The sequence below is a fragment of the Streptomyces sp. NPDC029836 genome, assembly GCF_055574495.1.
Window position 1 is genome coordinate 128,437 of record NZ_JBVHZI010000014.1, and the last position, 11,082, is coordinate 139,518.

Sequence of the window (11,082 nt, forward strand, 5' to 3'; positions counted from 1 at the left end):
CTGTCCCCGTGGCAGAACCAGTCCGGATCCCGAAAGTCGCGCTCTCCACGGCCTCCGTCTACCCGGAGTCCACGGCGACCGCCTTCGAGATCGCCGCGCGCCTCGGGTACGACGGCGTGGAGGTCATGGTCTGGACGGACCCGGTCAGTCAGGACGTCGACGCGCTGCGCCGGCTGTCCGACCAGCACCACGTACCGATCCTGGCCATCCACGCCCCCTGCCTGCTGATCACCCAGCGGGTGTGGTCGACCGATCCGTGGATCAAGCTCCAGCGGGCCCGGGCGGCGGCCGAGCGGCTCGGGGCCTCGACCGTGGTCGTGCACCCGCCGTTCCGGTGGCAGCGGCAGTACTCGCGGGAGTTCGTCGGCGGGATCTGGCGGATGGCGGACGAGACGGACGTCCGGTTCGCCGTGGAGAACATGTACCCGTGGCGCTACCGGGACCGCGAGATGCTCGCTTACGCCCCGGAGTGGGACGTCACCAAGGACGACTACCGGCACTTCACCGTCGACCTCTCCCACACCGCGACCGCGCGTACGGACGCCAACGCCATGATCGACCGGATGGGCGACCGGCTCGCCCACATCCACCTCGCCGACGGCAACGGATCGGCGAAGGACGAGCACCTGGTGCCCGGCCGGGGTAGCCAGCCCTGCGCGGAGCTGCTGGCCGGCCTGGCCCGTACGTCTTTCGACGGGCACATCGTCATCGAGGTCAACACGCGGCGGGCGATGTCCTCCGCCGAGCGCGAGGCCGACCTCGCCGAGGCGCTGGCCTTCACCCGGCTGCACCTCGCGGACCCGGCGCGGCGCCGATGAGCGAGCCCGTGAAGCGGCGTCGCGGTCCCGGCCGGCCCCGGCAGGACGAGGTCGGGGACGGTCCCGGTACGCAGGAGGTCATCCGGCTCGCGGCCCGGGAGGTGTTCGCGGAGCGCGGCTACGACAAGACGTCCGTGCGCGGCGTCGCGAAGCTGGCCGGCGTGGACCCGGCGCTGGTGCACCACTACTTCGGCAGCAAGGACGAGCTGTTCGCCGCCGCGATCGAGCTGAGCATGGAGCCCGCCCTGGTCGTCCCGGCGGTGCTGGGCGAGGGCCCGGACGGCATCGGGGAGCGGCTCGCCCGCTACTTCCTCGGCGTCTGGGAGAACCCCGTCACCCGGGCCCCGATGCTCGCGGTCATGCGGTCGGCCCTCACCCACGAGGCGGCGGCGAAGGTCCTGCGCGGGTTGATCCTGCGCCGGGTCCTGGAGCGGGTCGCCGCCGATCTGGACGTGCCCGAGCCCACCTTCCGGGCCGAGCTGGCCGCCTCGCACATGGTCGGGATCGCGATCCTGCGCTACGTCGTCCAGGTCGAGCCGCTGGCGTCGGCGGACCCTGAGGACATCGTGGCCCTCGTGGCACCGACGCTCCAGCGGTACCTGACCGAAGAATGAGCCGTCCGTCCCGGCATCCGGACGCCCTGTCCGTATCGCGGGCGACAGGCGTAGCCTCGTAACTGTTTCATATCTACAGTCGCGGCCGAGTCCGTCGGGCCGGCCGCACTCATGGGGAGTGAACCCGATGCCCGAGCTGAGGTCCCGCACCGTCACCCACGGCCGCAACATGGCAGGCGCGCGTGCGCTGATGCGCGCGTCGGGCGTAGCGAGCGAGGACATCGGCAAGCCGATCATCGCGGTCGCCAACTCCTTCACCGAGTTCGTCCCGGGCCACACCCACCTGGCGCCCGTCGGTCGGATCGTCTCCGACGCCATCCGCGAGGCCGGTGCGATCCCGCGCGAGTTCAACACCATCGCGGTCGACGACGGCATCGCCATGGGCCACGCCGGAATGCTGTACTCGCTGCCCTCGCGCGACCTGATCGCCGACTCGGTGGAGTACATGGTCGAGGCGCACTGCGCCGACGCGCTGATCTGCATCTCCAACTGCGACAAGATCACCCCCGGCATGCTGATGGCCGCGATGCGCCTCAACATCCCGGTCGTGTTCGTGTCGGGCGGCCCGATGGAGGCCGGCCAGGCCACCCTCGTCGACGGCACCGTCCGCAAGCTCGACCTGATCGACGCCATGGTCGACGCCTCCAACGAGAACGTCTCCGACGAGGACGTCCTGCGCATCGAGGAGAACGCCTGTCCGACGTGCGGTTCGTGTTCGGGCATGTTCACCGCCAACTCGATGAACTGCCTCGCCGAGGCCATCGGCCTGGCCCTCCCGGGCAACGGCTCGGTCCTCGCCACGCACACCGCCCGCCGCGCCCTGTACGAGAACGCCGGCCGCACGGTCGTGGAGATCACCAAGCGCTACTACGAGGGCGACGACGAGTCGGTCCTGCCCCGCAACATCGCCAACCGGCAGGCCTTCGAGAACGCCATGGCCCTCGACATCGCGATGGGCGGCTCCACCAACACGATCCTGCACCTGCTGGCCGCGGCGCAGGAGGCGGGCCTGGAGTACGACCTGACCGACATCGACGAGGTGTCGCGCCGCGTGCCGTGCCTGTCGAAGGTCGCCCCGAACGTGGCGCCCGGCGGCACGTACTACATGGAGGACATCCACCGGGCCGGCGGCATCCCCGCCATCCTGGGCGAGCTGCACCGCGGCGGGCTGCTCAACAAGGACGTCACCTCCGTCCACTCGGACAACCTGGAGGACTGGCTCGCCGAGTGGGACGCCCGCTCCGGCACCGCCTCCGACGTCGCGATGGAGCTGTGGCACGCCGCCCCCGGCTGCAAGCGCTCCGCGACCGCCTTCTCGCAGTCCGAGCGCTGGGAGACCCTCGACCTCGACGCCGAGGGCGGCTGCATCCGCTCGGTCGAGCACGCGTACTCCAAGGACGGCGGCCTCGCCGTCCTGCGCGGCAACATCGCGGCCGACGGCTGCGTCGTGAAGACGGCCGGTGTCGACGAGTCGATCTGGACCTTCGAGGGCCCGGCCGTCGTCTGCGAGTCGCAGGACGAGGCCGTCGACAAGATCCTCCGCAAGGAGATCAAGGCGGGCGACGTCGTCGTCATCCGCTACGAGGGCCCGCGCGGCGGCCCCGGCATGCAGGAGATGCTCTACCCGACGTCCTTCCTCAAGGGCCGCGGCCTCGGCAAGGTCTGCGCGCTCGTCACGGACGGCCGCTTCTCCGGCGGCACCTCGGGCCTGTCCATCGGCCACGCCTCCCCGGAGGCGGCCTCGGGCGGCACCATCGCCGTCGTCGAGGACGGCGACCGGATCCGGATCGACATCCCGAACCGCTCGATCGAACTCCTCGTCGACGACGCCACCCTCGCCGCCCGCCACGAGGCCCTCGGCGGCGTCTACGCCCCGAAGGACCGCGAGCGCACGGTCTCCGCGGCCCTGCGCGCCTACGCCGCGATGGCCACCAGCGCCGACAAGGGCGCGGTCCGCGACGTGTCCCGCCTGGGCTGAGCCCCACCCGCTCCGCACCCCGCCGGGCGCGTCACCACCCGGCGGGGTTCCGCGCGTCCACGGCGAACACGTTCCCGTCGGGCGCGGACGCGAACACCCGCCCGTCGGCGACGACGGGGGCGGGCAGGCCCGAGCTGACGGTGCGCTGCCCGGCGGCCATCCGGGGCGGCGTCTGGCCCGTGATCCGCCCGGCCGCCGCGTCGACCGCCAACAGGCGGCCGTCCGACGCCGTCAGGTAGACCCGACCGTCGACGGGTACGGGCCGGGAGGCGCTCGCCGCCCCGGTCTCCAGCCGCCACAGTTCCCTGGTCGCGTCGACGGCGACCAGCCCGCCCTGCGCCCCGAAGCAGTACACGGTGCCGTCGCCGGCGAGGCCCGCCTCGACTTCGAAGAGCGGCGTCGACAGGTGGACCCGTTGCACGGCGCGGCTCGTCAGGTCCACCCGCACGATGCCGCCCGTGCGGGCTCCCGCGTCGTTGTCGAGCAGGTGGAGCGATCCGCGTGCCGTGCCGACGGGCAGCAGCCTGCCCCCGGTGCGGACCTGCCAGCGCACGGTCCCGTTCCCCGCGTCCACCTCGGCGACCTGCGTCGACCTGCCGTCCGGGTCGGGTGTCGCGGAGTAGAACGCGGCGCTGCCCGGCCCGGTCGCCGGGGCGCCCCACCAGCTGGCTCCCGGCGCGCCGCGCCGGGTCCAGCGCTGTTCGCCGGTCGCCGCGTCGAGGGCGACGAGGCTCCCGTCGACGGCGACGAGGAGTACGTGCTGCCCCGCCGCCACCACCCGGGTACCGCCGGAGAGCCGGTGCTGCCAGCGTTCCGCCCCGCTCGCGGGGTCGAGGGCCTTGAGGCGTTCGCTGCCCGGCGGTTCCACGAGGACCAGCCCCCCGGCGTGCACGGGAGCGGCGGCGGCCGCCGACGACTGCCCCGGCGTACCGGCCGGGACCGACCAGGTGACCGCGCCGTCGGCGGGGTCCAGCCGGGCGGCGGTCAGACCCCGTCCGGAGCAGAAGAGCCCGCCGCCCCCGGCCGAGCAGGCGGCGGTGTGCCCGCCCGGGGACACCGCCCAGGGGGCGAAGGCCTTGCCGACCGGCGCCGAAGGGGGCGGTACGGGCCGCTCCACGGGCGCGGCCGTGGCTCCGAACCCCAGGTGGACGCCGGCCGCGCCGGCCACGAGCAGCAGCCCGATCCCACCGACCAGCGGCCCGCGCCCCCACCGCCGGGCGGGCGGCAGCTCCGCCGGCGGCTCCGCCGGCGGCTCCGTCGCCGACGGGGGGACCGGGTCGCGGTCGCGCAGGTGCGTGAGCTCGTCCTCGGGCACCGGTCGACGCGGCTGCGGTATGAACGAGTGCGTGTCCTCGGCCGTCCGGCTGGTCACGGTCCGGATCTCGGCGATCAGCGCGTCGGCGGTCGGCCGCTCGTCGGGATCCTTGGCCAGGCAGCGGGCCACGATGGGAACGAGCCGCGCCGGGAGCTGCGTCAGGTCGGGTTCGCTGTGCACCACCTGGTACGCGACCAGGTAGTGGCTGTCGGAGTCGAAGGGTCCCCGCCCGGTCGCCGCGTGCACGAGCACCGCGCCCAGCGCGAACACGTCGGCGGCCGTCCCCACGTCACGGGGCCGCTGGAACTGCTCCGGCGCCATGAACGGCGGCGTCCCGATCAGCTTGCCGGTCTCGGTGTGCAGGTCGCTGTCGGCGGGGCGGGAGATCCCGAAGTCGATGACGCGCACCCCGTCCGGGGCCATCAGGACGTTGCTCGGCTTCAGGTCCCGGTGCACGACCCCGGCCCGGTGGATGTCCCGCAGCGCCTCGGCCAGCCCGGCGGCGAGCCGGGTCAACTCGACGGCGTCCAGCACCCGTTCCCGTACCCGCTCGGACAGCGTCGGGGCGTCGACGAACAGGGTGGCCATCCAGGGCCGCTCGGCATCGGGGTCCGCGTCCACGACGGGAGCGGTGAACGCCCCGCTGACCCGCCGCGCGGCGGCGACCTCCTGCCGGAACCGCGCCCGGAACTCGGGATCCACCGCGTGCTGGGCGTGCACGACCTTGACGGCGAGTTTCAGCCCGGAGCTGGAGGCGGCCAGGTGGACGACGCCCATGCCCCCGGAGCCGAGTACGGATTCGAGCCGGTACTGACCGGCGTACTCCGGAAAACCCGCGTAGTCCGTACGCCGCGACTGCACCGCTCACCACCCCCGCCGGAGCCTAGTCGATGGTCCGTGGGAACATCCAAGGGCTCGTCACCCCGCGCGCGTTGCGCGGGGACACATCCAAGGGGGGATGTTCCACATGTCCGTTGAGAACGATTCAAGCCAGGCACAGGGCCTCACCGCCGCCTCCGGCCTCCCGACGTACCCGCTCGCACCCGGCCACCGCGTCAACGTGCGCAACGGCCCCGGAACCAACTACTCGGTCGTCGAGACCCTGCCGCTCGGCGGGTACGTGACGATCCGCTGCCAGTGCCCCGGAACGACGGTCAGCGGCCCGTACGGCACCACGAACCTGTGGGACTGCATCGGCAACAACCGGTTCGTCTCCGACGCGTACGTGAAGACCGGCACCGACGGCTACGTCGCCGGCCGCTGCGACTGAGCGACGGAGCGACTGGGCGACTGGGCGACTGGGCGACTGGGCGACTGGGCGACGGAGCGACTGGGCGACCGACCGGGCCGACCCGCCCCGGGGTCCGCGCCCCGCGACGCGTCCCGTTCACCCGTCCCGTGAACGTCCCGTCACCCGTTCCGCCACGCGAGACGCCCCCGGCCGGCGCGGCCCGCCGGGGGATAATCGCCGCTGTGAGCGACGACGAGCAGCGAGACCAGCACCAGGAGCCCGGCCAGGGCGGCACCGACGGCGGCACCGACGGTCAGGGGCGGACCACCCCGTCCGCCGAGCCCGCCCCCGGCCCCCGCCCCGAGCCGATCCGATTCTTCGGGACCACCTGGGTGGACCACGACAACGGCTACGCCGCGCGCCGCGCCGGCGTCGCCGTCGGCGCGCTCGTCGCCGCCGTCGCCGGCGCCTACCTGCTGCGCCTGGCCTACGAGGGCCTGGAAATCGGCAACGTCGGTCCGTTCCTCAGCATCTCCGTCGTCATCCTCTTCGCGATCGCCAGCTCCATCGCCTTCGCCAAGACCTGGGAGTCCTTCGGCCGCCGCGCCGCCCCGTCCTCCGACGAGGCCGCCCTCAAGGGGCTGAAAGCGATCGGTTTCATCGGCTCCCTCATCGCGTACTTCCTGCGCTGCCTGATCGAGGCCCCCAGCGAGAAGCTGCACCGGGCCGAGTACGAGCGTGCCGTCGCCGAGTTCGCACGGCGCCGCAGCTCCCGTACGGGCAACCCCGCCGCCCGCCGCCCCCAGCGCAAGAAGTAGCGGCACCTCCCCACCAGCCCGCCCGAACCCGCGGTGCCCGGCCGATTGACGCCCCGGCACCGCCAGGAGCATTATTCATCACATGATGAATAAACTGCCGGAGGGAACGGTCTCCCTCACCACCGACACCCCCGCCGTCCACGCCCGCGACCTCACCGTCCGCCGCGGCGCCGGCCGCACCCCCCGTACCGTCCTCGACGCCCTCGCCTTCGACGTCCCCCGCGGCCGCATCACCGGCCTCCTCGGGCCCTCCGGCTGCGGAAAGTCCACCCTCCTGCGCGCCGTCGTCGGCACCCAGGCCCACGTCACCGGCACCCTCGACGTCATCGGCCGCCCCGCCGGCCACCCGGACCTCCGCGCCCGGATCGGCTACGTCACCCAGGCGCCCTCCGTCTACGACGACCTCACCGTCCGGCAGAACCTCGACTACTTCGCCGCCGTCCTCGACCCCGGCCGCGCCGCCGCCGGCCGCCGCGCCGAAACCGTCACCCGCGCCATCGCCGACGTCGACCTCACCACCCGCGCCGACGCCCTCGCCGGCAACCTCTCCGGAGGCCAGCGCAGCCGCGTCTCCCTCGCCGTCGCCCTCCTCGGCACCCCCGAACTCCTCGTCCTGGACGAACCCACCGTCGGCCTCGACCCGGTCCTGCGCCGCGACCTGTGGAACCTCTTCCACGACCTCACCGCCCGCCGCGGCGCCACCATCCTCGTCTCCTCCCACGTCATGGACGAGGCCGAGCGCTGCCACGACCTGCTCCTCATGCGCGACGGCCGGATCCTCGCCCAGGACACCCCCGAAGCCCTGCGCACCCGCACCGGCTCCGCCACCGTGGAAGAGGCCTTCCTCCGCCTCGTCGACGAAGCCCCCGCGACGGCCCTCGCCCCCGCGACGGCCCTCGCCCCCGCGACGGCCCTCGCCCCCGCGACGGCCCTCGCCGCCGAAGGAACCCTCCGATGAACGGCGCCCGCACCCTCGCCACCGCCGCCCGCGTCCTGCGTCAGCTCCGCCACGACCCGCGCTCCATCGCCCTGATGCTGCTGGTCCCCGTCCTGATGCTGACCCTGCTGCGCTTCGTCTTCGACGGCAGCCCGCAGACCTTCGACACGACCGGCGCGAGCCTCCTCGGGATCTTCCCCCTCATCACCATGTTCCTGATCACCTCGATCGCCACCCTCCGCGAACGCACCTCCGGCACCCTGGAACGCCTCCTCGCCATGCCCCTCGGCAAGGGCGACCTCATTGCCGGCTACGCCCTCGCCTTCGGCGCCGTCGCCGTCGTCCAGTCCCTCCTCGCCACCGGACTCGCCCTTTGGGCCCTCGACCTCGACGTCATCGGCTCCCCCTGGCTGCTCCTCCTCGTCGCCCTCCTCGACGCCCTCCTCGGCACCGCCCTCGGCCTGTTCGTCTCCGCCTTCGCCGCCTCCGAGTTCCAGGCCGTCCAATTCATGCCGGCCGTCGTCTTCCCGCAGCTGCTCCTGTGCGGACTCTTCGCACCCCGCGAGACCATGCACCCCGTCCTCGAAGGCCTCTCCGACGTCCTGCCCATGTCCTACGCCGTCGACGGCATGACCCAGGTCCTCACCCACACCGACATGACCGCCGACTTCGTCCGTGACGTCCTCGTCGTCGCCGGCTGCGCCCTGCTCGTCCTCGCCCTCGGCGCGGCCACCCTCCGCCGCCGCACCCCGTAACCGGCCCCCACCGCCCACGGACCGGACGCCCACCCGCCGCTCCCGGGCCGGGTGCGAGGATGAGCCCGTACGTCCTTACGTTCGTTCGGCGAGGTGAACCCGGCATGACCCAGACAGTCGCAGTCCTCGGTACCGGCAAGATCGGCGAGGCCCTGCTCAGCGGGATGATCCGCGGCGGCCGACCGGCGGGCAAGCTGCTCGTCACCGCCCGCCGCGCCGAGCGCGCCGAGGAGCTCCGCACCCGCTACGGCGTCGAGGCCGTCAGCAACGCCGAAGCCGCCGAGCGCGCCGACACGCTCATTCTCACCGTCAAGCCGCAGGACATGGGCAAGCTCCTCGAAGAGCTCGCACCGCACCTCCCCGCCGACCGCCTGATCATCAGCGGCGCCGCGGGCATCCCCACCTCCTTCTTCGAGGAGCGGCTCGCCGCCGGCACCCCCGTCGTCCGCGTCATGACGAACACCCCCGCCCTCGTCGACGAGGCCATGTCCGTCATCTCGGCCGGCAGCCACGCCACCGCCGCCCACCTCCAGCACACCGAGGAGATCTTCGGCGGCGTCGGCAAGACCCTGCGCGTCCCGGAGTCCCAGCAGGACGCCGCCACCGCCCTCTCCGGCTCCGGCCCCGCCTACTTCTACTACCTCGTCGAAGCCATGACGGACGCCGGCATCCTGCTCGGGCTGCCCCGCGCCCAGGCCCACGACCTGATCGTGCAGGCCGCCATCGGCGCCGCCGTGATGCTCCGCGACAGCGGCGAGCACCCGGTCAAGCTCCGCGAGGCCGTCACCTCCCCGGCCGGTACGACCATCAACGCCATCGTCGAGCTGGAGAAGCACGGCGTACGGGCGGCCCTGATCGCCGCCCTGGAGGCGGCCCGCGACCGCAGCCGCGAACTCGCCTCCGGCAACAGCTGACCGACCCGCCCCGACGAGAACCCGGGCGTACGGGATCAGGGGGCCAACAGCCCGATGGCCTCGTACGCCCGGTCCACCACCGGCCGCGCCAGCGCCCTCGCCCTCCCCGCCCCCTCGCGCAGGACGCGCTCCACCTCGCCCGGATCCGCGGAGATCTCCGCGTGCCGCTCCCGCAGGGGCCGCAGCAGCTCCACCACGGCGTCGGCGACGTCCCGCTTCAAGGGCCCGTACTGCGCGTACCCCCGCGCGAGCACCTGCGGCTCTTCGCCCGTGCAGGCCGCGAGGACATCGAGGAGGTTCGCCACTCCCGGGCGCGCGGCCCGGTCGTACACCACACCGTCGTCGCCGCTGTCGGTCACGGCCCGCATCACCTTCTTGCGGATCACCGCCGGCTCGTCGAGCAGGTAGACGATCCCCGCACCGCTCCCGTGCGACTTCCCCATCTTCGACGTCGGGTCCTGGAGGTCCATGACCCGCGCCGCCACCTGCGGGTGCGTGGCCCTGGGCACGGTGAAGGTGTGCCCGTACCGCTGGTTGAACCGCACGGCGAGGTCCCGGGTCAGCTCCACGTGCTGCCGCTGGTCCTCACCGACCGGTACCTCGGCGGTGTCGTACGCCAGGATGTCGGCGGCCATCAGCACGGGATAGGTGAGCAACGACAGACGCACGCCCTCCCCGGCGTCCTGCGCCCGCACGGACTTCTCGCGGTACTGGATCATCCGGCGCAGCTCGCCGTCCGAGGCGGTGCACTCCAGGAGGTAGGCGAGCCTGGTGTGCTCGTCCACGTGGCTCTGCACGAACAGCGTGCACTTCTCGGGCCCCAGCCCGGCGGCGAGCAACAGCGTCGCGGCCTGCCTGCTGAGCCGGCGCACCCGCGCCGGATCGTGCTCGACGGTGAGGGCGTGCAGATCGACGACGCAGAACAGCGCGTCATCGGGCTCCTGCTCGGCGGCGACCCACTGCCGCACGGCCCCCAGGTAGTTCCCCAGGGTCAGGTGTCCGGTCGGCTTGACCCCGCTGAAGATCCTCGTCATGTCCCGCTCTCCCTCTGTGGGTGGTGTGGTGACCGCCGCGTCGGGCGACCGAGCCACTCCCGGGAGGGGAGAAACAGAAACGGCCGCCGTGGCGGCGGCCGAACGCATGTGTGCTCGCGTGGAAGGTCGGCCGCCGTCAGGCGGCCCACCAGCAGAGGCTGGGCGTGAGCGCATGCGTAGTCATGGGAGCCACCGTAGCCCCGCGGCCCCCGCGACGCCGGAACTTTCCGCCGGCGGTCCACCGGTGTCCACATCCGGTCAGCCGGGGGTTGACACACCAGTGCCGGATCCGTAAGGTCCTTCGAGTTGTCCGAAGTGAGCGCCGACCCCGGTCGGTCCCCGGACAGCCATCCCGCACTACACATTCGAACGAACGACTCAAGCTGTCGTCTCGTTTTCATGCGTATTTGCGAATGAGGAATCCGCGTCCCAGGACGCAGCCGCCGATTGGCTTCGGGGGCAGGGAATCCGCTACTGTCTGACTCGTCGGAAGGGCCCAACAGCCCGGAGGACAAACCCCGCTGACTGGGAGTCAGGCCCGAAAGGATCTGATAGAGTCGGAATCGCCGGAAAGGAAAAGCGCGAAAGCGCAGGACCTGGAAAGCACCGAGGAAATCGGGCCCGAGAGAGTCTGATAGAGTCGGAAACGCAAGAACAGAACAACACAG

The 11,082-nt window shown here is 72.6% G+C and carries 10 protein-coding genes; 8 read left to right on the plus strand and 2 right to left on the minus strand.

The window, feature by feature from the left end; translation table 11 throughout:
- Positions 1-8 precede the first annotated feature (8 nt).
- From ACZ4XJ_RS30940 to ilvD, 3 genes are all read left to right on the plus strand, one after another.
- The gene (locus tag ACZ4XJ_RS30940) at positions 9-818 is read left to right on the plus strand and encodes a sugar phosphate isomerase/epimerase family protein (RefSeq protein WP_362882156.1); all 810 of its coding nucleotides are present in this window, start codon (positions 9-11) and stop codon (positions 816-818) included.
- Complete coding sequence (locus ACZ4XJ_RS30945) at positions 815-1,432, plus strand: TetR/AcrR family transcriptional regulator (protein ID WP_362882158.1); 618 nt, start codon at positions 815-817, stop codon at positions 1,430-1,432. The genes ACZ4XJ_RS30940 and ACZ4XJ_RS30945 overlap by 4 nt, the downstream gene beginning before the upstream one ends.
- A 127-nt stretch (positions 1,433-1,559) precedes the next feature.
- Positions 1,560-3,410, plus strand: coding sequence for a dihydroxy-acid dehydratase (ilvD, locus tag ACZ4XJ_RS30950; protein WP_468498090.1), 1,851 nt, complete (start codon positions 1,560-1,562; stop codon positions 3,408-3,410).
- A gap of 31 nt (positions 3,411-3,441) precedes the next feature.
- Here the strand turns inward: ilvD and ACZ4XJ_RS30955 are convergent, their stop codons facing one another.
- The gene (locus tag ACZ4XJ_RS30955) at positions 3,442-5,586 is read right to left on the minus strand and encodes a serine/threonine-protein kinase (RefSeq protein ID WP_468498091.1); all 2,145 of its coding nucleotides are present in this window, start codon (positions 5,584-5,586) and stop codon (positions 3,442-3,444) included.
- Between the two features lie 106 nt (positions 5,587-5,692).
- Here ACZ4XJ_RS30955 and ACZ4XJ_RS30960 point away from each other — a divergent pair, with 106 nt between their 5' ends.
- The 5 genes from ACZ4XJ_RS30960 to proC all read left to right on the plus strand — a co-directional run bounded on the left by ACZ4XJ_RS30960 (position 5,693) and on the right by proC (position 9,380).
- On the plus strand, positions 5,693-5,995 hold the full coding sequence (locus tag ACZ4XJ_RS30960; protein WP_362882164.1) for a peptidase: 303 nt from the start codon (positions 5,693-5,695) through the stop codon (positions 5,993-5,995).
- A 203-nt stretch (positions 5,996-6,198) separates the two neighbouring features.
- Positions 6,199-6,774: a hypothetical protein gene (locus tag ACZ4XJ_RS30965; protein ID WP_468498092.1), complete on the plus strand. Its 576-nt coding sequence runs from the start codon at positions 6,199-6,201 to the stop codon at positions 6,772-6,774.
- Positions 6,775-6,856: 82 nt separating this feature from the next.
- Positions 6,857-7,732, plus strand: coding sequence for an ABC transporter ATP-binding protein (locus tag ACZ4XJ_RS30970; RefSeq protein ID WP_468498093.1), 876 nt, complete (start codon positions 6,857-6,859; stop codon positions 7,730-7,732).
- Positions 7,729-8,466, plus strand: a complete 738-nt coding sequence (locus tag ACZ4XJ_RS30975; RefSeq protein ID WP_362882167.1) for an ABC transporter permease — start codon at positions 7,729-7,731, stop codon at positions 8,464-8,466. Before ACZ4XJ_RS30970 ends, ACZ4XJ_RS30975 begins: the two co-directional genes overlap by 4 nt.
- 104 nt (positions 8,467-8,570) lie before the next feature.
- Positions 8,571-9,380, plus strand: coding sequence for a pyrroline-5-carboxylate reductase (proC, locus tag ACZ4XJ_RS30980; RefSeq protein WP_362882169.1), 810 nt, complete (start codon positions 8,571-8,573; stop codon positions 9,378-9,380).
- Positions 9,381-9,415: 35 nt separating this feature from the next.
- On the opposite strand, the gene trpS is transcribed toward proC, so the two are convergent.
- The gene (gene trpS / locus ACZ4XJ_RS30985; protein ID WP_362882171.1) at positions 9,416-10,414 is read right to left on the minus strand and encodes a tryptophan--tRNA ligase; all 999 of its coding nucleotides are present in this window, start codon (positions 10,412-10,414) and stop codon (positions 9,416-9,418) included.
- Positions 10,415-11,082 lie beyond the last annotated feature (668 nt).

Bases quoted from the DNA above. Each gene is read 5' to 3' on its own strand.
- ilvD (WP_468498090.1), top strand. From the start codon at position 1,560: ATGCCCGAGCTGAGGTCCCGCACCGTCACCCACGGCCGCAACATGGCA.
- ACZ4XJ_RS30960 (WP_362882164.1), top strand. From the start codon at position 5,693: ATGTCCGTTGAGAACGATTCAAGCCAGGCACAGGGCCTCACCGCCGCC.
- trpS (WP_362882171.1), bottom strand. From the start codon at position 10,414: ATGACGAGGATCTTCAGCGGGGTCAAGCCGACCGGACACCTGACCCTG.
- ACZ4XJ_RS30945 (WP_362882158.1), top strand. From the start codon at position 815: ATGAGCGAGCCCGTGAAGCGGCGTCGCGGTCCCGGCCGGCCCCGGCAG.
- ACZ4XJ_RS30975 (WP_362882167.1), top strand. From the start codon at position 7,729: ATGAACGGCGCCCGCACCCTCGCCACCGCCGCCCGCGTCCTGCGTCAG.
- proC (WP_362882169.1), top strand. From the start codon at position 8,571: ATGACCCAGACAGTCGCAGTCCTCGGTACCGGCAAGATCGGCGAGGCC.
- ACZ4XJ_RS30970 (WP_468498093.1), top strand. From the start codon at position 6,857: ATGATGAATAAACTGCCGGAGGGAACGGTCTCCCTCACCACCGACACC.